General features: G+C 69.5%; 25 protein-coding genes and 3 tRNA genes. All 28 read left to right on the top strand.

The features are described from left to right. The first annotated feature begins 26 nt into the window (after window positions 1-26). Entirely contained in the window at window positions 27-902 is an 876-nt protein-coding gene (locus tag ACNAW0_RS09050; protein ID WP_416287274.1) for an FtsK/SpoIIIE domain-containing protein, read from the top strand. Continuing rightward, window positions 899-1,342, top strand: a complete 444-nt coding sequence (locus tag ACNAW0_RS09045) for a hypothetical protein (RefSeq protein ID WP_416287273.1) — start codon at window positions 899-901, stop codon at window positions 1,340-1,342. The genes ACNAW0_RS09050 and ACNAW0_RS09045 overlap by 4 nt, the downstream gene beginning before the upstream one ends. Then, a complete protein-coding gene (locus ACNAW0_RS09040) occupies window positions 1,339-1,548 on the top strand; it encodes a hypothetical protein (RefSeq protein WP_416287272.1) in 210 nt (69 codons plus the stop codon). The genes ACNAW0_RS09045 and ACNAW0_RS09040 overlap by 4 nt, the downstream gene beginning before the upstream one ends. Before the next feature lie 85 nt (window positions 1,549-1,633). Further along, window positions 1,634-2,089, top strand: a complete 456-nt coding sequence (locus tag ACNAW0_RS09035; protein WP_416287271.1) for a DUF6197 family protein — start codon at window positions 1,634-1,636, stop codon at window positions 2,087-2,089. Then, window positions 2,086-2,385: a hypothetical protein gene (locus ACNAW0_RS09030; protein WP_416287270.1), complete on the top strand. Its 300-nt coding sequence runs from the start codon at window positions 2,086-2,088 to the stop codon at window positions 2,383-2,385. The genes ACNAW0_RS09035 and ACNAW0_RS09030 overlap by 4 nt, the downstream gene beginning before the upstream one ends. Next, window positions 2,382-2,735 carry an RRQRL motif-containing zinc-binding protein gene (locus ACNAW0_RS09025; RefSeq protein ID WP_416287269.1) on the top strand — a complete coding sequence of 118 codons (354 nt, stop codon included), beginning with the start codon at window positions 2,382-2,384 and terminating at the stop codon, window positions 2,733-2,735. The genes ACNAW0_RS09030 and ACNAW0_RS09025 overlap by 4 nt, the downstream gene beginning before the upstream one ends. Next, window positions 2,732-3,034 (top strand): hypothetical protein, encoded by a 303-nt coding sequence (locus tag ACNAW0_RS09020; protein ID WP_416287268.1) that lies wholly within the window; start codon window positions 2,732-2,734, stop codon window positions 3,032-3,034. Before ACNAW0_RS09025 ends, ACNAW0_RS09020 begins: the two co-directional genes overlap by 4 nt. Beyond that, a complete protein-coding gene (locus tag ACNAW0_RS09015) occupies window positions 3,021-3,776 on the top strand; it encodes a hypothetical protein (protein ID WP_416287267.1) in 756 nt (251 codons plus the stop codon). The genes ACNAW0_RS09020 and ACNAW0_RS09015 overlap by 14 nt, the downstream gene beginning before the upstream one ends. Further along, window positions 3,773-4,039: a hypothetical protein gene (locus ACNAW0_RS09010; protein ID WP_416287266.1), complete on the top strand. Its 267-nt coding sequence runs from the start codon at window positions 3,773-3,775 to the stop codon at window positions 4,037-4,039. The genes ACNAW0_RS09015 and ACNAW0_RS09010 overlap by 4 nt, the downstream gene beginning before the upstream one ends. Then, window positions 4,039-5,838, top strand: coding sequence for a replication initiator (locus ACNAW0_RS09005; RefSeq protein ID WP_416287265.1), 1,800 nt, complete (start codon window positions 4,039-4,041; stop codon window positions 5,836-5,838). The genes ACNAW0_RS09010 and ACNAW0_RS09005 overlap by 1 nt, the downstream gene beginning before the upstream one ends. Before the next feature lie 16 nt (window positions 5,839-5,854). Then, on the top strand, window positions 5,855-6,040 hold the full coding sequence (locus ACNAW0_RS09000; RefSeq protein ID WP_393439673.1) for a helix-turn-helix transcriptional regulator: 186 nt from the start codon (window positions 5,855-5,857) through the stop codon (window positions 6,038-6,040). Further along, complete coding sequence (locus ACNAW0_RS08995) at window positions 6,037-7,503, top strand: tyrosine-type recombinase/integrase (RefSeq protein WP_416287264.1); 1,467 nt, start codon at window positions 6,037-6,039, stop codon at window positions 7,501-7,503. Before ACNAW0_RS09000 ends, ACNAW0_RS08995 begins: the two co-directional genes overlap by 4 nt. Before the next feature lie 658 nt (window positions 7,504-8,161). Further along, window positions 8,162-8,581, top strand: coding sequence for a hypothetical protein (locus tag ACNAW0_RS08990; RefSeq protein WP_416287263.1), 420 nt, complete (start codon window positions 8,162-8,164; stop codon window positions 8,579-8,581). Window positions 8,582-9,390: 809 nt separating this feature from the next. Continuing rightward, window positions 9,391-11,943, top strand: coding sequence for a putative bifunctional diguanylate cyclase/phosphodiesterase (locus tag ACNAW0_RS08985; protein WP_416287262.1), 2,553 nt, complete (start codon window positions 9,391-9,393; stop codon window positions 11,941-11,943). Between the two features lie 97 nt (window positions 11,944-12,040). Next, window positions 12,041-12,113, top strand: a tRNA-Thr gene (locus ACNAW0_RS08980). A 26-nt stretch (window positions 12,114-12,139) separates the two neighbouring features. Further along, window positions 12,140-12,212, top strand: a tRNA-Met gene (locus ACNAW0_RS08975). 131 nt (window positions 12,213-12,343) lie between these two features. Beyond that, window positions 12,344-12,511, top strand: coding sequence for a 50S ribosomal protein L33 (rpmG, locus tag ACNAW0_RS08970; protein ID WP_007073056.1), 168 nt, complete (start codon window positions 12,344-12,346; stop codon window positions 12,509-12,511). 123 nt (window positions 12,512-12,634) lie between these two features. Then, the gene (locus ACNAW0_RS08965; protein WP_416287261.1) at window positions 12,635-13,081 is read left to right on the top strand and encodes an FAS1-like dehydratase domain-containing protein; all 447 of its coding nucleotides are present in this window, start codon (window positions 12,635-12,637) and stop codon (window positions 13,079-13,081) included. Window positions 13,082-13,083: 2 nt separating this feature from the next. Beyond that, window positions 13,084-13,476: a MaoC family dehydratase gene (locus tag ACNAW0_RS08960; RefSeq protein WP_416287260.1), complete on the top strand. Its 393-nt coding sequence runs from the start codon at window positions 13,084-13,086 to the stop codon at window positions 13,474-13,476. Window positions 13,477-13,603: 127 nt separating this feature from the next. After that, window positions 13,604-13,676: transfer RNA gene (locus ACNAW0_RS08955), tRNA-Trp, on the top strand. Window positions 13,677-13,889: 213 nt separating this feature from the next. Beyond that, window positions 13,890-14,282, top strand: coding sequence for a preprotein translocase subunit SecE (secE, locus tag ACNAW0_RS08950; RefSeq protein ID WP_416287259.1), 393 nt, complete (start codon window positions 13,890-13,892; stop codon window positions 14,280-14,282). A 35-nt stretch (window positions 14,283-14,317) separates the two neighbouring features. Then, entirely contained in the window at window positions 14,318-15,040 is a 723-nt protein-coding gene (gene nusG / locus ACNAW0_RS08945; protein WP_416287258.1) for a transcription termination/antitermination protein NusG, read from the top strand. Window positions 15,041-15,226: 186 nt separating this feature from the next. Beyond that, window positions 15,227-15,658, top strand: a complete 432-nt coding sequence (gene rplK / locus ACNAW0_RS08940; protein WP_416287257.1) for a 50S ribosomal protein L11 — start codon at window positions 15,227-15,229, stop codon at window positions 15,656-15,658. 84 nt (window positions 15,659-15,742) lie between these two features. Beyond that, the gene (gene rplA, locus ACNAW0_RS08935) at window positions 15,743-16,459 is read left to right on the top strand and encodes a 50S ribosomal protein L1 (RefSeq protein WP_416287256.1); all 717 of its coding nucleotides are present in this window, start codon (window positions 15,743-15,745) and stop codon (window positions 16,457-16,459) included. A 77-nt stretch (window positions 16,460-16,536) separates the two neighbouring features. Then, entirely contained in the window at window positions 16,537-17,412 is an 876-nt protein-coding gene (locus ACNAW0_RS08930; protein ID WP_416287255.1) for an ABC transporter ATP-binding protein, read from the top strand. Next, window positions 17,409-18,098 (top strand): hypothetical protein, encoded by a 690-nt coding sequence (locus ACNAW0_RS08925; RefSeq protein ID WP_416287254.1) that lies wholly within the window; start codon window positions 17,409-17,411, stop codon window positions 18,096-18,098. The genes ACNAW0_RS08930 and ACNAW0_RS08925 overlap by 4 nt, the downstream gene beginning before the upstream one ends. 442 nt (window positions 18,099-18,540) lie before the next feature. Further along, window positions 18,541-19,086, top strand: coding sequence for a 50S ribosomal protein L10 (gene rplJ / locus ACNAW0_RS08920; protein ID WP_046567232.1), 546 nt, complete (start codon window positions 18,541-18,543; stop codon window positions 19,084-19,086). A 55-nt stretch (window positions 19,087-19,141) separates the two neighbouring features. Then, window positions 19,142-19,528 carry a 50S ribosomal protein L7/L12 gene (gene rplL / locus ACNAW0_RS08915; protein ID WP_416287253.1) on the top strand — a complete coding sequence of 129 codons (387 nt, stop codon included), beginning with the start codon at window positions 19,142-19,144 and terminating at the stop codon, window positions 19,526-19,528. Window positions 19,529-19,865: the final 337 nt, after the last annotated feature.

Genomic DNA, 19,865 nt, shown 5'->3' with positions numbered 1-19,865 from the left:
CCCACCAACGCCCAAGGAGGGCAACCATGACCGCCACGACACCCGCCCCGGCTGCCGGCATACCGGTGGGGCCTGGCCTGTCGATGTTCGACCCCATCTTCGTCGGCATCGACGAGTTCGGTCAGCACGTGAACATCACCCTCGCCTACCGCAACCTCCTCGCCGGCGGCGAACCCGGCGGAGGCAAGTCCGGCCTCCTCAACACCATCGCCGCCCACGCCGCCCTCTCCGTCGACAGCCGCTTGGTCCTGCTGGACGGCAAGCTAGTCGAACTGGGCCAGTGGGAGGACTGCGCCGATGCCTTCATCGGCCCCGACATCACCGCCGCTCTCACCGTGCTGAAGCGGCTGCAGGTCGTGATGAACAACCGCTACGCCTGGCTACGCGCCCACGGGCGCCGCAAAGTCACCGCCGCCGACGGCCTGTCCGTCATCACCGTCCTGGTCGACGAGATCGCCTTCTACTCCGCCACCGTCGGCTCCAAGCAGGAACAGGAAGAGTTCGTCGCTCTCCTGCGTGACCTGGTCGCCCGGGGCCGCGCCGCCGGCATCCCCGTCGTCGCCGCCACCCAGCGGCCGTCCTTCGACATCATCCCCACCAGCCTGCGGGACCTGTTCGGCTACCGCGCCGCCTTCCGCTGCACCACACCGAACAGCTCGAACATCGTGCTGGGCCACGGCTGGGCCGAGCAGGGCTACACCGCCACCGACATCCAACCCACCAACCAGGGCGCGGCCTACCTCATCGCCGAGGGCGGCATCCCCCGCCGCATCAAGGTCGCCTACCTGTCCGACGCCCAGATCGCCGGCATCGCTGACTACGCCGCCTGGATCCGCCGACCCCGGCCGTTACCGGCCCTCGTCCCCGACCTGATCCGTCTCGACGTGGGAGTAGCAGCATGATCAATCACCTGTCGGCACCACCGCACGAGTGCCACGAGTACGCCGAACTCGATGAAGCAGAGTACGGCGACCGTACCGACCGGGTTGAGGAAATCCAGTGGTGGCGGTGCAACTTCTGCGGAGGCGTCCGGAAGCAGATCTTCTGCTCCAACTACACCGAACTCGCCGACAGCATCGTCTACGACAACCACCACCCCCGCGAATGGCCGGCACTGAACGTCGTCGACATTTTCACCGACGTCATCAAGGCGCGAGCCACGGCAGACGACAACCACATCTGCCGAGACCACCTGCTCATCGAGTGGCGGGCCTACCTGCCCACCATCGGGGATCAGTACTACCTGCTCTGCTTCGTCTGCGGAAGTCGCGGCCTGGTCATCTGGCCCGACACCGACCCACTGCCACCCGCACCGCCCTACCCGTTGAGGCGGCCGGCATGACCACCCGGGAACGCGCCTACGCCCGCGCCAACAACCAACGGGCCGCGCAGTACACCGAGATGTGGATCGTCGGCAGTCCCGAGGACCTGGCCGCGATGCTCCACGCCGCCCGCAGTACCGGTCGGCTCGTCTACGTCTCCGCCCCGCACCAGATGGGCGGCGACGACACCCGACACCGCCGCTACCTGCGGCTCCGCACCCACTGATCGGCCGACAGGACCGGACTGGCCTCGCAAGCACGCCGGTCCTGCCGACCTTCGCCAACAGCCCTACCGAAAGGACGTGGCTGCCATGAAGGCTACCCACAACCCACCCTCTACCGCGCCGGTCACCCCTGCTGACCTGCTGCGGATGGCTGCCCTCTACCTGCGCCGGCATGGCTGGACCCAGGGCACCTACTACGCCACCGACGTTCCCGCCGGCCACCTGACGCCGCCGGCCTGTGCGGTCGGGGCCATCGGTATCGCCTGCGCCGGCCACCGGGTCAACCACTTCTCCGACCTCGACCTCGCCGACCAGCCCACCTACCTCGATGCCATCGCCGTCCTGACCGACTACCTCGATGAGCACTACCCGATCCCAGTCGTCGATGACGACGGCTACTGGATCAACGAGGTCGACGAGCACACCTCGCCCTACTCGTGGAACGACGACCCGCTCTGCACCGCCGAGCGCGTCATCGCCGCTCTAGAAGACGCGGCGAAGGACTGGGACCGCCTCCACACCCAGGGAGGCGAGAACCGATGAGCACCGTCAAGCCGACCTTGACGCCCTGCGTCCCCCGCCAGAAGCGGCGGGATGTCGTCGAGAACGACGAGTTCGCGGCCTTCGCCCGGCGCATCATCCGCGCCCACGGCCGCCGCGTCGCCACCGGCGACGTCGAAGCCCTCCGCGACCTGGTCGCCCTGTCGGCCAACCTCGACGACGCCATCGGTGAGGCCGTCATCGGTCTGCGGGCGTTCGGCTACTCGTGGGCCGAGATCGGCCAGCGGCTGGGGATCTCCCGGCAGGCCGCCCAGCAGCGCTGGGGAGGCCAGCCATGACCGCTGTCATCTATGACCCGGCCGGCACCCGAACCGGCTTTCCTACCTTCCCCTACCGGATGGCCCCTGACGGCCTGGCTACGCGTCGGCAACTGCGTGCCGCCGGCCTTCGCCCCGGAGGGCATGACCCGGTCGCGCAGATCGTCTGGTGGCGCGGCAAGCGCGTCGCCTACCTCTACCGCCTCGACCTCGCCGCACCCAAGCGGACCGCCACGCCCGCCCAGCGGGAGGCCATCGCCAAAGCCCTGCGCGCCCGGCGTACCTGCAGGCACTGCGGCCACGTCCAGCCCTTCTACATCCCTCGCCGTACCGGCTCCTGCCTCGACTGCACCCCGGGAGGTGCCCGATGACCATCGCCATCACCAACCTCGCCGCTGACGAGCGGATGACCCCGGACGACTACGCCGTGACCGCCCTCGCCGAATACTTCGCCGACCGCGGCCCCCTGTCCTACGAGCGGTTCCTGTCCGGCTACTACGCCGAATCCATCCGCCAAATCCAGGAAGCCCACCGCGCAGCCTGCACCGCCTCCGACGGCGAGCACTGCGCCACCTGCGACGCCATCCGCGTCGGCTGCGTCGGCCTGCTCGCCGAGCAGCGCACCGTCACCTCCGTCTACGAGAAGGCAGGCGACGATGTCCGCTACTGAACCCACCACCGGCACCCGTGTCGAAGGTGTCGTCCTGGTCCTCATCCTCCTCACCGTCGCCGGCTTCGCCGGTGCCGCCTCCTTCACCCACGTCAAAGACTGGACCCTTACCAACTCCCCGGACGGGACCGGGCAGTGGTTCGGCTGGGCCAACGCCGTCATCTCCGAACTCGTCCCCATCGCCTCCCTGCTGACCATCCGCCGACGCCGCCGCACCGGCGCATCCATCGGCTACCCGATGCTCCTGCTCATCGCCGCCGCCAGCCTCTCCCTCGCCGCACAACTCGCGGTCGCCAAGTCCGGACCATCCGGCTGGCTCCTCTCGGCCGTTCCGGCGCTGGCGTTCATGGCCCTGGTCAAGCTCGTTCTCGCTCCCGCACCGACAGTGCGGGAGGACACCGTGCCGCCGGCTGAGCCGGTCGCACCGATCCGCGTCCAGGTGGCCGAGCAGGTCACCGAGCCGGCACCGCCGGCCGCCATCACCCCCGCACCGCAACCGGCACCCGTCCCGGCCACCGAACCGACCATCACGCCGGCTGCCGCGCCGGAGCCTGTCACCGTGCCGGCCCCGGAGCCGGTCGACGTCCCTACCCATCTGCTGCCCATGGCCCGCTTCGCCGCCGTGCAGCACGAACAATCCACCGGCACCCCGATCACGCCGGCCGAGCTGGCCGACCGCCTGGATGTCGCCCCGGCCGTCGCCGGGCAACTCCTCACCACCCTGGCCGGTGGTGCCCGATGACCATCTACACCGTCGACATCGTGCACATCCTGCACACCTGCCCCGCCAACCCGGAGCCGCACCCGTACGACACCCGCCGGACCGTCGTCGACGTCATCCCCGGCGGACCCTGCCGGGCACCGGTCACCATCCGCTGCGGCCAGGTGACCACCACCGTCCCCTGCCACCAGCACGAGCCGGCCAAACGCCAATGCGGCGCCTGCCGGGTCATCGTGCGCGAGCGCACCATCACCACCCACCACCCTGACGGGGTGGCGGCTTGATGGCCTCGACGCTGGACCTCACCCCCCGCGCCTCCAAGGCCCGGGGGGTGGGCTCGAACGCCGATGTCCCGCCCGTCTACGGCTACACCGCCGCCGGCTCCGCCTTCGAACGCGCCACCCAACCCGACTACTTCGGCTGGATCGAGCACGTCCGCGCCGCCGCCGGCTGCACCCGCCCGATCCGGCTCGCCGGGCAGCTGCTCACCGTCGACCCCGCCACCGGCCGTGTCCTCGACCAGCGGCACACCGACGGCATGCCCGACGGCACGATCTACACCGCCTGCGGCAACCGCCGCGCCACCGTCTGCCCCTCGTGCGCGCAGACCTACCAGCGCGACGCCTTTCAGCTGCTCCGCGCTGGCCTGGTCGGTGGCAAGGGCGTCCCGGAGACGGTCGCCGAGCATCCGGCCGTGTTCGCCACGTTCACCGCACCGTCGTTCGGCACGGTCCACGCCCGCGTGGTTCGCAAGCACACCTGCGGCAACCGCAAGCGCTGCGACTGCCGCGCCGAACCATGCCACGCCCGCCGCGCCACCGACCCCACCGCCGGCCTCTGCCCCCACGGCCGACCCGCCGTCTGCTGGGCACGCCACGAGCCCGGAGACACCGTCCTCGGGCAGCCGTTGTGCCTGGACTGCTACGACCACGACCACCAGGTCGTCTGGAACCTCTCCTCCGGCGAGCTCTGGCACCGCACCAAGCAAGCCGCGGAACGCTGGTTGGCCAAACTCGCCCGCCGACGCGGCATCCCCAAGGTTGAGGTAGCCACCGCCTCCGGCAAGGTGCGAAAGGTCCCACCGGTGCGGCTATCGCCCGGGAAGGTCGCCGAACTGCAAGCCCGGGGAGCGGTCCACTTCCACGCCATCGCCCGCCTCGACGGCGTCAACCCCGACGACCCCGACGCCGTCGTCCCACCCCCGGCCGGGTTCACGGTCGCCGACCTCGTCGACGCGCTCCGCCACGCCGCCGCGCAGATCGCCTTCCACACCCCGCCACACCCCGACCGCCCCGAGGGCTGGCTCATCGCCTGGGGCGAGCAGGTCGACCTGGAACCGATCGCCACCGACGGCAGCGGTGAGGTCACCGATGGCATGGTCGCCGGCTACCTTGCCAAGTACGCCACCAAAAGCACCGAGGCCACCGGGCACACCTCCACCCGCCTCGACGCCGATTCGATCGGGGACTACGCCGACCCCGACGGCGACCACACCGCCCGCCTCATCGACGCCTGCTGGCGCATCGGCCGACCCACCAGCACCCCGCTCCCGCTCTCCGAGCGGCCCCGCCAGCCTCGACCCACGCCCGGCTTCGTCGACCGGTGGGAGTGCCCCGACTGCGGCACCCACACCCGCTACGCCGCCTGCCCCACCTGCGTCGCCCACCGTCAAGCCAGCCTTGACACCAAACCGACGAAACCAGCGACGACCAACCCCTACGCCCGGCTACGGCGATGGGCGCACATGCTCGGCTTCGGCGGCCATTTCCTCACCAAGGGCCGCCGCTACTCGGTGACCTTCCAACTCCTCCGCGACACCCGCATCGCCTACCGGCGGCACGAGGACCAGGCCCACGAGCACCGGGCCGCCAGCGGCCCACCCGCCGACCGCCTCGACGACGGCACGCCCCTGATCGTCGGCACCCTCACCTTCGCCGGAGTCGGCTGGCACACCACCGGCGACGCCCTCCTCGCCAACACCGCCGCCGCCATGGCCAGAGAGCGACGAACCACCGGCCGCGAAGAACTCGCCCACGAAACCGGATCCACCCCCGCCGCCGGCACGGTGCCGGCCGCCGCCTAGTAGCAAAGGAGGCAAGTTGAACAAGCTCCTCACGACGAAGGAGGTTCTCGTCCTGCTGGGAGATGTGCCACGGTCCACCTTTTATCGCTGGCGTCAGCTTGGCCTCGGGCCTCGGTCCATCAAGCTGCCTAACGGTGAGATCCGATACCGCCCAGCCGACGTCGACAAGTGGCTCCGCGACCACGAGGAGGTGGCCGCGTGAGCACCTACAACGTCAAGATCCATGACATCAGCAAGCGGGCTGACCGAGGGAAGAGCAAGGCCTACCGGGTTCGCTGGGCCGTTGCCGGCCAGCGCCGCGAGCGGTCGTTCATCACAAAGGCGCTCGCGGACCGCTTTCGGGCGGACCTCATGCAGGCGGTGAAGGTTGGCAGCCCATTCGACGAGGTGACCGGCCTGCCGGAGAAGTCCGCCGCCGAGCAGAGCCGCATGACCTGGTACGTGCATGCCTGCGATTACGTTGAGATGAAATGGCCGAGCTTAGCTGCGAAGTCGCGTCGCTCGGCTGTCGAGGCACTAGTGACCGTCACCGCCGCACTGGTCGCGGCAACCCGGGGCGCTCCGCAGCATGACATTCTTCGTGAAGCCCTTTACTCCTGGGCCTTCAATCCGAATCGTTCAAAGGATGCTCCACCGCCAAAGACTGCGGAGGCGCTGGCGTGGATTGGCAGGGCATCCCGTCCTGTCAGTGATCTTGCGAAGGCTGATGTCGTCCGACAAGCGCTGACTGCTTGTGCTCGCAAGCTTGATGGCAAGCCCGCAGCGGCCCGTACCGTCCAACGCAAGCGGGCGACCCTCTACAACGCGCTTCGCTTCGCAGTTGAGCGAGACCTCCTGGACTACAACCCCCTGGACAAGATCCAGTGGAAGGCGCCCGAGGTCGGCGAGACCGTTGACCGACGCGTCGTCGCCAACGCTGCACAGGTCGAGGCAATCCTGGCGGCAGTCCCAGACGTTGTTCGTGACGGTGGCAGGTTCGTAGCGTTCTTCGGCTGCCTCTACTACGCCGGCCTCCGGCCGTCGGAAGCGGCGAGCCTGCGCCAGATGGACTGTGCCCTTCCGTCAAGTGGCTGGGGCCGGATCGTACTGGTGGAAACCAACCCGTATGCCGGGCCGAGCTGGACGGAGACCGAAGACGGACGAGAAGTCCGAGGGCTGAAGCACCGAGGGCAGGGGGAGACCCGGACGATCCCGATCCCCCCAGAGCTGGTTCGGCTGATGCGCGAGCACCTGGAGCGCTACGGGACGACACCGGACGGGCGCTTGTTCCGGGGGCTGCGTGGCGGCCCGCTCGCCTCCTCAACGTACGACCGGGTCTGGAAGGAGGCGCGTGCCTATGCCCTAGCCTCCGAGATCACCGCCTCACCGCTGGCGCGGCGACCGTATGACCTTCGGCATGCTGCCGTATCGCTCTGGCTAAACGGGGGAGTGCCTGCAACCGAGGTCGCTCGCCGTGCCGGGCACAGTGTCGCCGTCTTGCTGAAGGTCTACGCCAACTGCATCGACGGAGAGGAGGAGACGGTCAATGACAAGATCAGTCGAGCGTTGTCGGCCAGCCGTGGACGGGGGCGCATCGGGGGGAAGAGTGCTCGCCCCCGCTCTGGTCGAAGCGGAAAGGCCCAGGTCAAGTGGGTCAGAAGTAGGCGGAACGGGGACGCCCTGTAAATCCGTCGCGAAAGCTACAGAGGTTCGAATCCTCTACCCGCCACCAGGTGCACAAAGAGGCCCCTGACCAGCACGAATGCCGGTCAGGGGCCTCTTTCGTTAGTCCCGCTCAGTCCCGCTCCAGCCCGCTCGATCTCGCTGGCTGTGTCGCAGAGATCATCGGGTGGCCGGGCGGTTCGTCAGGCGGCGTCATCGGTCGCCGTTGTGGCGGATTCGTCTGGCTATCCCGTGAGGTGCGGCGGCATGTCGTGGCGCGGTCCGGCGACACCGAGACGGGCAAGGTGCTGCGGTGGGAGTTCGCGACCGAGGAAGAAGCGCGTTCGATGGTTCAACGGCTCTTGCGGGACGGCGGCCAGTGGCGCGAGCAGCCAGCGAGGGAGCGCTAGCGGCGGCGGCTGGACCGGCTTACAACGAACCAGATGAGGCCGGCGAGCAGCGCCGCCGACGTGACAAGACAGCAGAGCACGGCGATGTGCCACGGCTTCAGTGCGCCCACGCTGCGGCACTGTACTGATCATCACTGGCCCGCGCCAGACAGCCTCGTGGCAGATGGGCGGCAACTACTCTCCGCCGAGTGCACGCTCCCAGCGAGCAACGGCTATGCATGTGGCTCGCGGCCACCGCAAGATCGATTTCGTGTAGCGTCCACATAGGGCCGTTGGCCGCGCCGTTCGCCACGGTGCAGGTGATAACCGAGGCGCCGTCGCAGGCCGCCGTTTCGAGTTCGGGGACGATCACCTACAGCAAGGCGTACCCGGCGAGCAACCCGGTGATGGAGTTGGTCATCTACTACAACAGCACGAACGGCGGCACCAACAGCGCCTGCGTCAACCACCTCGGTGCGGCGTACGGGAAGCCCGCCCGTACCTCGGTGGAGATCGCCCGGTGCGCACAGACCTCGGGTGAGAACAGGAGCTGCACGGCCACGGTGGTGTCCACCATTGACAACGGCATCTACTCGTACTACGCCGGCCCGCGCGGCGTCACCGGCACCGCCAACTACTGCGTGGCGGCGTACGGCGAATTGGACTGGAACGGCTACACGTACTACATCGCCAGCGGCACCCAGGGCTGCTGAGCGGCCGCGGTGACCGCGAGTGGCTGGCACCGCGCGCCGGGTGTGGGCGGACGATCCACGGGGCGTCCGCCCGCACCCGTCAGCTCGCTTACTCCAAACTCACCGCACACTTCTGGCCCGATGGGTCGAGTCTGAAGCACCTGCCGAGGTTGCGAGTTTTCCCTATCCGGGCCGTCCCTGTGGCCAGTCGGCCCCGGATCGGGGACAGGGTGTGACGGCTGGAGCTGGCTCTGGCCCACGGACGCCGGCAGCCTTCTTGGATTTGGTCCAAGCCAGGCCCCGTTTGGGCGAGAGAAGACCAGCTATGGTTGCCGATGGATGCTGGCCCAGAACAACCCCGCCGATAACCGTGAGTGATGGCTGCCTCGGCCTTGGCGTGAATCATTGATTGGCGGTATGACCGCCGTGATGTGATTTGGAAGGAACATCACTTTGGGCGAGGGGCGAGGGCCTAAGAGGACGCCCGCCCCGGTTGCCTGGCACGGCTCGGTTAAGGAACGGGGAACCCTGGCCGACGGCCGGACCGCACGGGCCTCTCTCGGCTTCCCCTGGGTTCCTATGGTGTGGCACCATCGTAGGAATTCAACTCCCGTGACACCTCTCTGACAGGAGTAATCATGTCTGGTCGAAGGCTGAGTCGACTGCTTGGCTCCCTCTTCATGCTCGCTGTCATCGCCAGCGTGGGCGTCCTCTCCACAACTGGCGACACGCCGGCCGACGTCATCTGGGGTGCGGGCACCTTTCGGTAGCCAGCGGTAGCCGTCACCGGGCCCGCGGAGCGGGCCACCGACGCAACCAGAGGGAGCCGCATGGCCAGGCGTGACACGCGACGTAGATCTACGGACTACGCCTGGCTCATCACAGGGCCGCTGGCTTTTGTCGCGGTTCTCTCCTGCACGGCTATCGGCATGATCTCCGACGAGGCCTTCGGGGAGTGGGGCCTGACGCTGGTGATCTTCCTGGCGATGGTCGGGGCCAGCATTCCAGTGCTGAATTTCATCGTCCGTCGCCAGTCGGTGGGTGTGACGCTGACCGAGATTCCGCTCGTTCTGGCACTGTTCTTTCTGCCGCCCCTGGCCGTGGTGCTGGCGTACACCCTCGCCTCGGTGGTTGTTTCAAGCGTCGTGCACCGACTCCCGCCGGCCAAGTTCTGGTTCAACGTGGCCAAGGCGGCGGCTGCCACGTCGCTGGCGAGCCTCATACTGCTCGCTCTCCCGCCCCTCGACAACATCAGACCTGGCGCGTGGGCCAGCCTCTTCCTCGCCGTCACCATCATCACCATGGTGAGCCTCACCTCGGTGGTTGGTGTCCACGTGCTCCTGCAAGGCTGGCAGGCGGGCAGGGAGGCGCTCCGGACGACTCCCTCCGTCCTTCTGACCATGGCTATCAACGCCGCCGCCGGCCTCCTCGTGCTGATCGCACTCCGGGCAACCTGGTGGTCGGTGCTGCTGCTTGCTGTCCTGTTCTCGGCGTTGGCGCTGGTCTACCGCTCGTACGCGCAGTTCTTCCGCCAGCACCGCACGTTGACTGGCATGTACGACCTGAGCAGGTTGATCACTACCAGTGGTCCCGAGAGCGCCTTGGTGGACGTGCTCCTCGACCGCGTCCGTGCCCTCATGCAGGCGGAGTACGCCACCCTCTGGCTCCCGCCTGAGCGGCGGCATCCAGAGGTCCTGTTGACCGCGCGGGTCGACGATCCCGGCCTGCTCGACGTCGCGCCGACGCCCGCGGCCTTCCGCGAACGGGCCCAGGAGTCGGGAAAGACGCTGACGGTCGGTAGGGCGTTGGGCGACGAGTCGGAGCTCCGCCGTTCCATGGGGGGAAACATCGTCAAGGACGCCATCGTCGTGCCGTTACGTTCCGGCCAAGCCGTGATTGGCACGTTGGAGGTCGCCAACCGGCTCAGCGACGTGGGTCACTTCACGCCCAGCGACATCCCCGTCTTCGAAACCATCGCCGCGCACGCTGCGGTCGCACTGGAGAATTCCCGGCTGGTCGACCGGCTGCGGCACGACGCCGACCACGACACGCTGACCAAGCTGCCCAACCGGCGGCGGCTGACCGCCGCGGTGGTTGAGGCGGTCAAGATCGGGGTGCCGGGCGAGGTGGTGGCGCTGCTGCTGTTCGACGTCGACCGGCTGCGCCAGGTGAACGAGTCGCTTGGCCACGCGGCCGGTGACAAGGTCCTCGTCGAGGTCGCCGAACGGCTGCGCGCCTGCGTACCCTCCTCGGCCCTGGTCGGTCGCGCCGGCGGCGACGAGTTCCTGGTGACGCTGCGGCTGGAGAGCGCCGAGGCAGCGCTCGAACTGGCCGGGCGGCTGCGGGAGCAGATTCGCGACGAGATGGTCTTCAACGCGCTCACCCTGGACGTGGACACGGCCGTCGGGGTGGCCGTACACCCGGACCACGGCAGCGACGCGGTGGCCCTGCTCCAGCGGGTGGACCTGGCGGCGACGGCGGCGAAGTCGGTCCCAGGCAGCGTCCAGCTCTACAGTCCGGCGTTGGAGTCCCGGTCGCTGCGTCGGTTGGGCCTCGCCGGCGACCTCCGCAGGGCCCTGGACGGCGGCGCGCTGGAGGTCTACTTCCAGCCCAAGGTGACGCTGCGGGACCGGCGCCTGGTCGGGGTGGAGGGCCTGGCCCGCTGGGAGCACGCCGCGCACGGCACGGTGGCCCCGGAGGACTTCGTGGCGGTGGCCGAGCACACCGGCCAGCTCGGCCGGCTCACCGAGTTCGTGCTCCGGGAGAGCCTGCGGCGCAGCCGGGACTGGAATCACGGCGAGCAGCCGCTCGCCGTCTCGGTCAACCTCGCCGCCCGCACCCTCATCGACCCGCATTTCCCCGCGCTGGTGCGGGAGCTGCTCGACGAGTACGGCGTGCCGCCGCTGCTGCTCACCCTGGAGATCACCGAGTCCGGTGTGCTGGACGGCACCGAACGTCCGATACCCACCCTGCGGCGCCTGCGTGACCTCGGTGTCCGGCTCTCGGTTGACGACTTCGGCACCGGCAACTCGTCCCTTGCCCAGCTGCGCCGGCTGCCGGTGAACGAGGTGAAGGTCGACCGGTCGTTCGTGCAGGGGATGGCGACCGATCCGGGTGACCTGGCCATCGTGAACGCGGTGGTGACGCTTTCTCAGCAGTTCGGCCTGGCCGTGGTGGCCGAGGGTGTGGAGAGCGAGCTGACCCTGGAGCTGCTCCAGGACATCGGCTGCGAGATCGGCCAGGGCTTCCTGTTCAGCCGGCCACTGCCGTACGAGCGGCTGGAGGCCTGGTTCGGCGCCCGGGCCGAGTCGGAGGCTGCGCCAGCCGTCGCGCCGGAAGAGATCTCCGCCGGCGAGCTGCCGCGCCTGCGCGTGGTGCCCTGATCTGCGTAGACGCGTCAATAGGGGATCCGATTTCACCTCGGCGGCGCGGTCGTGTACTGTTTCCCCTGCGCGACACCCCAACGGGGTGATCGGGTAGGCCCCCTTAGCTCAGTCGGCAGAGCGTCTCCATGGTAAGGAGAAGGTCTACGGTTCGATTCCGTAAGGGGGCTCAGCGGGTTCAGCTGGACCCACCTGCGGCGGTGTAGCTCAGTTGGCAGAGCAAGCGGCTCATAATCGCTGTGTCGCCGGTTCAAGTCCGGCCACCGCTACTCTCGTCCGCCGGGCCATCTCGGTGGTCGGTGGAATGGGCGCCATAGGCGCCCACTTTGCATGTCTACGCAGTAATCGCGTAGGCTGATGCGCCGTAGTTGTTACCCGTTAGCGAGGAAGGCACTCCGCCGTGGCGAAGGCGACCGATGTCCGGCCGAAGATCACTTTGGCGTGTGTGGAGTGCAAGGAGCGCAACTACATCACGCGCAAGAACCGTCGTAACGACCCGGACCGCATCGAGCTGAAGAAGTTCTGCCCGCGCGACGGCCGGCACACGGTCCACCGCGAGACCCGCTGATTCCCGGCCGGCCCAGCCGGCCCGGTCCCTGCAGCACGTCCAAAAGCCGATCCGCACGGCTGGCGGCCTCGAGCCGCCAGCCCGTACGGATCGGCTTTTGTGCCTTCCGTGTAGGTTCGCGGCATGTCCCTGGACCCGTCCTTCGTCGGCCGGACGTATCCGCCGACCGCCCCCTACCAGGTGGGCCGAGAAAAGATCCGTGAGTTCGCCACCGCCATCGGGGCCACCGAACCGGCCCACCACGACCCCGAGGCCGCCCGGGCGCTCGGTCACCCCGACGTGGTCGCCCCGCCGACCTTCCCGGTGATCGTGACCATGGCCGCCAGTCGGCAGATCGTCGAGGACCCGGCGCTCGGTGTCGACTACAGCCGGGTTGTCCACGGCGACCAGCGCTTCGCGTACACCCGGCCGGTTGTGGCCGGTGACGAGCTGGTCTGCGTGAACACCATCGAGGAGATCACCAACCGGGGTGGGCACGGCTTCCTGACCACCCGCACGGACGTGAGTACCGCCGCCGGCGAGCCGGTGGTGGCCGTCTGGTCCAAGATCGTCGTACGCGGGGAGGCCTGACCGTGGAACTGCCCACCCAGACGTTCCAGGTGACCCGCGCGGACCTGGTCCGCTACGCGGGCGCCTCGGGCGACTTCAACCCGATCCACTGGAGCGACCGCACCGCCACGAAGGTGGGCCTGCCCGGGGTCATCGCCCATGGCATGTTCACCATGGCGCTGGTCGGCCGGGCGGTGACTGCCTGGGCCGGTGCGCCGGACGCGGTGGTCGAATTCGGCGTGCGGTTCGCCCGTCCGGTGGTCGTGCCCGACACCGACGAGGGCACCGAGATCGTGGTCAGCGCGGTGGTCAAGGAGGTCACCGAGGCGGGCCTGACCAGGCTGGATATCACCGCGACCTGCCACGGGGAGAAGGTCCTGTCGCAGGCCCGGGCGACCGTCCGGACGCCCCGCTGACCAGCCTGTCGACGCGCGAGGGGTAGACCGGTTGGGAAAGTCGCCCGACTACCCGTACACTGGTCCGCCGTGGGGCAAGTGACCCCTGCCCGGCACTTCGTGTTCGGGTTGGGGTGAGTTGCCGCACAGGGGTGTAGCTCAATTGGCAGAGCAGCGGTCTCCAAAACCGCAGGCTGCAGGTTCAAGTCCTGTCACCCCTGCGCCTCAGGCCTGACCGTTCCCGTGGGTCGCGCCGCCGTACGGCGGTGCCCGGCCCGTGGTGGTGGCACCGGCGGGGTGGTTCCGAGGCATTCGGGCCCTCCCGGTCGGTCCACCGGCCGCGGCCCGTCGCGGGACGGTTGGTCCGGCCGGCGTGACCACACGCCGCGCACGCCGGATCGGCGTGCGACCCGAGATCCCGCACGGAGGGCGAAGTGGCCGAGAGTAAGCGGCGCGGCGAGGACGCCGGCGACGAGCGTCTGCCTGAGGACGCAGTCGTCGACGACACGGCCGAAGACGACGCCACCAGCGAGGACGAGCCGGTCTCCCGGGGCGGCACCGCCACCCGTGAGCGGGCCCGCGCCGAGTCGACTGAGGGCCGGAAGACGCGCAAGGACACCGAGCGGATCGGGCTCTTCGCCCGTATCGCGCGGTTCTTCCGCGAGGTCGTGGCCGAGCTGCGTAAGGTCATCTGGCCGACCCGCAAGGAGCTGCTGACCTACACGGCTGTCGTGGTCACGTTCGTCGCGGTGATGCTGGCGATCGTGGCCGGCCTGGACTACGGCTTCGCGAAGGCGGTGCTGTGGGTCTTCGGTAACCCCAGCTGACCGGCTACCAGCGATACTGACGGAAGTGAGCGAGCGTGCCTGAGTACGACGAGACCGCCGAGACCCCGGGCGAGCAGTCCACGGTGGCGACGGCGGCCAACAACGAGTCGGTCGAGGCCGCCAGCGAGCCGGAATTCCCGACCAGCGAGCCCGCGCCGGACGAGGAGTTCGACCCGGTCGCCGAGCTGCGCCAGAAGCTGCGCTACGCCCCGGGCGACTGGTACGTGGTGCACTCGTACGCCGGCTACGAGAACAAGGTCAAGACCAACCTCGAGACCCGGATCACCTCCCTCGACATGGAGGACTTCATCTACCAGGTCGAGGTGCCGACCCGGGAAGAGGTCGAGGTCAAGAACGGTAAGCGGTCGCAGGTCCAGGCGAAGGTCTTCCCGGGCTACATCCTGGTCCGGATGGAGCTGACCGCCGAGTCCTACTCCTGCGTCCGGAACACCCCGGGGGTCACCGGCTTCGTCGGCGCGACCGACCGGGCCGACCGGCCGGCGCCGTTGAGCCTCGACGAGGTGCTGAAGTGGCTGGCCCCGGCGGTCGAGACCGAGCAGAAGAAGGCCAAGCCCGAGGTCAAGGTCCTCGACTTCGAGGTCGGCGACTCGGTCACCGTCACCGACGGTGCCTTCGCCTCGCTGCCGGCGACGATCAGCGAGATCAACGCCGACCAGCAGAAGCTGAAGGTGCTGGTGTCGATCTTCGGCCGGGAGACGCCGGTCGAGCTCAACTTCAATCAGGTCGCCAAGATCTGACGTACGCCTCGCACCGGCGGTGGGCTTCCGGCCCGCCGCCGGTGCGTCGTTTCGCCGTCCCACCGGACCTCGCCGGAGGGGACGGTGGACGGCTGCGCTACCCTAGAACGTCGGCTGTCCGCATCGCGCTGACCGTGCGCGCCCGCGGGCGGGCGAAAATCCCAGTTCCAAGCCCCAGGAAGAGACATGCCTCCGAAGAAGAAGCTCGTCAAGACGTTCACGCTTCAGCTGCCGGCGGGCCAGGCCACCCCGGCGCCGCCGGTCGGCCCCGCGCTCGGCCAGCACGGCGTGAACATCATGGAGTTCTGCAAGTCCTACAACGCGCAGACCGAGTCGCAGCGGGGCGACATCGTCCCCGCCGAGATCAGCGTCTATGAGGACCGCACCTTCACGTTCGTCCTGAAGACCCCGCCCGCCGCCCGGCTGCTGGTCAAGGCCGCCGGTGTGCCGAAGGGCTCGGGCGTCCCGCACAAGGACAAGGTCGGCAGCGTGACCCGCGCCCAGGTGCGCGAGATCGCGGAGAAGAAGATGGCGGACCTCAACGCCAACGACCTCGACCAGGCTGAGAAGATCATCGCCGGCACCGCCCGGTCGATGGGCCTGAACGTCACCGACTGACCTCTCCGCATCGCTCCACCCGATCAGTTCGTGGGAGGGCCGCGGACGTCGTCGGCCCGCCATAGACCACAGGAGTAACAAGACATGCAGCGCAGCAAGAGCTACCGCAAGGCCGCCGAGGTCATCGACCGGTCGAAGCTCTACTCTCCCGCCGAGGCCGTCAAGCTGGCCAAGGAGAGCACCTCCGTCAAGTTCGACGCCACGGTCGAGGTCGCGATGCGCCTCGGCGTCGACCCCCGCAAGGCGGACCAGATGGTCCGCGGCACGGTCAACCTGCCGCACGGCACCGGCAAGACCGCCCGCGTGATCGTCTTCGCCGCCGGCGCGAAGGCCGAGGAGGCCGCCGCCGCGGGTGCGGACGAGGTGGGCACCGACGAGCTGGTCGCCCGTATCCAGGGTGGTTGGCTCGACTTCGACGCGGCGATCGCCACCCCGGACCAGATGGCCAAGATCGGCCGGATCGCGCGGATCCTGGGCCCGCGCGGCCTGATGCCGAACCCGAAGACCGGTACGGTGACCATGGACGTCACCAAGGCCGTGTCGGACATCAAGGGCGGTAAGATCACCTTCCGGGTGGACAAGCACTCCAACCTCCACCTGATCATCGGCAAGGCCTCGTTCTCGGAGACCCAGCTGATCGACAACTACGCGGCGGTGCTGGACGAGGTGCTGCGCTCGAAGCCGTCCGCGGCCAAGGGCAAGTACCTGAAGAAGGTCACCCTCACCACCACCATGGGCCCGGGCGTCCCCGTCGACCCGAACGCGGTGAAGAACCTGCGGGAGGGCCAGGCCGAGGCCTGAGCACGACTGCCCTGACGGGGCCCCGCCACCCACGTGGCGGGGCCCCGTTCGTCTCTCCGGTGTGGCAGGCTCGCCGCATGCGGCTGGAGGACGTCTGGTTGCGCTACCACCGGCGTGGTCCGTGGGTGTTGCGCGGCGCGGAGGTGCGGATCGGCCCGGGCGAGGTGGCGGTGGTGCTCGGGCGCAACGGCGTCGGCAAGTCCACCCTGCTCCAGCTCGCCGCGGGCGTGCTCCGGCCGACCCGGGGCCGGGTGGTCGACCGTCCAGCGGCCGTCGGCTGGGTCCCGGAGCGGTTCCCCGCCGACCAGCCGTTCACCGTGGGTGGGTACCTCACCGCGATGGGCCGGCTGGCCGGTCTCTCCGGCCCGTCGGCCGAAAGGGCGGTGCGGCACTGGGCCGACCGGCTCGGCCTGGCCCGGTTCGACGGGGTCCGGCTGCCCGAGCTGTCGAAGAGCACCGCCCAGAAGGTCGGGCTGGCCCAGGCGATGCTGCGCCCGCCCGGCCTGCTCGTCCTCGACGAGCCCTGGGAGGGGCTGGATGCCGCCGCCCGCGAGCTGGTGCCGGAGGTGATCGACGAGGTGCTGGCCGGCGGCGGTGCGGTGCTGGTCAGTGACCACCGCGGCGAGACGGCCCGGCTGCCCGGCGCGTCGCGCTGGACGGTCGCCGACGGCACGGTCACCGCGCAGGCGCCGACCGAGGGTGCGGCCATGGCGGTGGTCGAGCTGGTGGTGCCGGCCACGGGGGTGGCGGACGCCGTCGCCCGGTTACGCGCCGACGGCCACCATGTTCTCCGGGTACGCGACCACGCCGCCCCGCCTCCCGCCACGCGACCTGATCCGGGCCCGCCCGCCGTCGCCCCGGATGGCGACCCCGATGTGACGGCCCAGGGTGGCGCCGATGCCGACCCCGCCATGGGGGCCGACCACTCCACAGCGCCGGAGGTGGCCCGGTGACCGCGCTGGTCCGGCTGCGGCTGGCCGGCTTCCTGCGTACCGGACGGGCGCTGGCGCCGGTGCTGGCCGGCCTGCTGGCCCTCGGCGTCCTCTACGGCGGTGGCCGGGCCCGGCCGGCGGAGGCGTACGGCGTCTCGGCGGTGGTGCTGTTCCCGGTGCTGGCCTGGCAGACCAAGATCCTGCTGGACGTCGAGCCGGACGTGCAGCGCCGGCTGGCCCGGGTGGTGGTGGGCCCGGTTCGGGAGCGGGCCGCGGGCCTGCTGGCGGCGGCCGTGGCCGGGCTCGGCATGGTGGCCGTCGCGCTGATCTTCCCCTGGCTGGTCGGCGGGGTGACCGGCGAGACCGGGCCGGGGGACCGGTCAGTGGCCGCCGGAGTGGCTCTCGGCCTCTGGGCCCACCTGCTCGCCCTGCCGGCGGCCGTGGCGCTGGGCGCCCTGGCCAGCCGGGCGATCACCCGCAGCGCCGGGTACGGCGTGGCGGTGCTCTCGGTCGGCGCGGTGGGTGCCCTGGTTCTGGGGCTGAGCAAGTCGGTGGTGCCGTGGCTGGCGCCGCCGGTGATGCCGGCCGCCCGGGCTCTGACCGGCGAACTGACCGCCTCGACGGCATTGTTCCTGAGCGCCTGGGCGCTGGTCTGGGCGGTGGTGGCCCTGGCCGGCTACGCCTGGGGCCGCCGTACCCGCGCCTGAATCGCCCGCCGGTCCGGCCCAACCGGCAGGTACGCAAGTGATCGACTCGGTGTGCCGCACAGCGGCCTGTCCAGCTGTGGCGACGGCGCAATCTGCCGTGCCCCGAGTGGATCACGAGCCCGGGGTGAGGGTGACCGGCGGCACTCCGGGGGCGATTTGGAAGTAGCGGGGCACGTCGCGTAGCCTTATCGCGTAGTTCCACCCAGAGACCGCTGGTCACCGTGCCCTGGCACGGTCGAAGGTCCCGCGATGACGGGCGACCCGCGCAGGGCGGCAAGCGAAAATCGGTGCTGTGTGTGGTCCGCCGACCGCGCTCGTTGTGCCGGCCCTCGCCCCGCGCGCCCTGCGCCGGGGCTTTTCTCGTTGTCGTGATGCCTCCGTGCCGGCGCGAGCCTCCGCTCGTCGCCTGCGTACCAGCTCCGAGTAACGAGAGAGGAGGGACATGGCGGACAAGCCGATCCGGGCCGACAAGGCCACGGCCGTCGCCGAGCTGACCGAGAGCTTCCGCAACGCGGGAGCGACCGTGCTGACCGAGTACCGTGGGCTCACGGTTTCCCAGCTCACCCAGCTGCGGCGCTCGCTCGGCAAGGAGACCAGCTACACGGTCGCGAAGAACACGCTGGCGAAGCGTGCCGCGACCGACGCGGGCATCTCCGGCCTCGACGAGCTGTTCACCGGTCCTACCGCGCTGACTTTCGTTTCGGGCGACGTCGTCGAGGCGGCGAAGGGGCTTCGCGACTTCGCGAAGGCCAACCCGAAGCTCGTCATCAAGGGCGGTGTCTTCGAGGGCAAGGCCATTTCCGCGGCCGAGGTCACGAAGCTCGCCGACCTGGAGTCCCGCGAGGTGCTGCTGGCGAAGCTGGCCGGTGCCATGAAGGGCAACCTGAGCAAGGCCGCGGCCCTGTTCCAGGCTCCGCTCGCCAAGACCGCGCGTCTGGCGGCCGCCCTGCAGGACAAGCGCGAGAAGGAGGGCGCCGAGGCGGCCTGAGGCCCCGCGGCGCACCCACGTTCTTAGTTAAACCATTCAGGAAAGGACGCCAGACATGGCGAAGCTCAGCACCGACGAGCTGCTCGACGCGTTCAAGGAGATGACGCTGATCGAGCTCTCCGAGTTCGTGAAGCAGTTCGAGGAGACCTTCGAGGTCACCGCCGCCGCTCCGGTCGCCGTCGCCGGCCCGGCCGGCCCGGGTGGCCCGGCCGCCCCGGCCGAGGAGGAGAAGGACGAGTTCGACGTCATCCTCGACGCCGACGGTGGCAAGAAGATCCAGGTCATCAAGGTCGTGCGTGAGCTGACCGGCCTGGGCCTGAAGGAGGCCAAGGACCTGGTCGAGGCCGCGCCGAAGGCGGTCCTGGAGAAGGCCAACAAGGAGACCGCCGAGAAGGCCAAGGCCAAGCTCGAGGGCGAGGGCGCCAAGGTCACCCTCAAGTGATTTGAGGCCGACCTGACGCGTGTCCGGCTCACGTGAGTCGCGGCACACCGCGTCGTGGCGGGCGGTGATCCGAACTCGGATCGCCGCCCGCTGTGGTTCGCGGGGCCCTGGTGGCAGCGACGTGAGCAGGGCATCCAGCGTCAGGCGTAGGGGTCGGCAGTGGCACCTGCCGGTAGTCCGTCGGGGGGAAAGCCATCTCGATCGGTAACCGGCCCTTGACGCGACACAGGGCTGCCAGGCACGCTGGCACCAGCAAGACCTTCCGCGCTTGCAACGGCCACCTCTCGGATATGGCAGCGGCAGCACCACCGGCCGCGGCACCCGAGCGGCCCGGCAG

Origin of the sequence: Micromonospora sp. SL1-18 (genome assembly GCF_047921505.1) — a bacterium.
Lineage (GTDB): Bacteria > Actinomycetota > Actinomycetes > Mycobacteriales > Micromonosporaceae > Micromonospora.
This window is presented reverse-complemented; position numbering and strand designations above follow the sequence as displayed.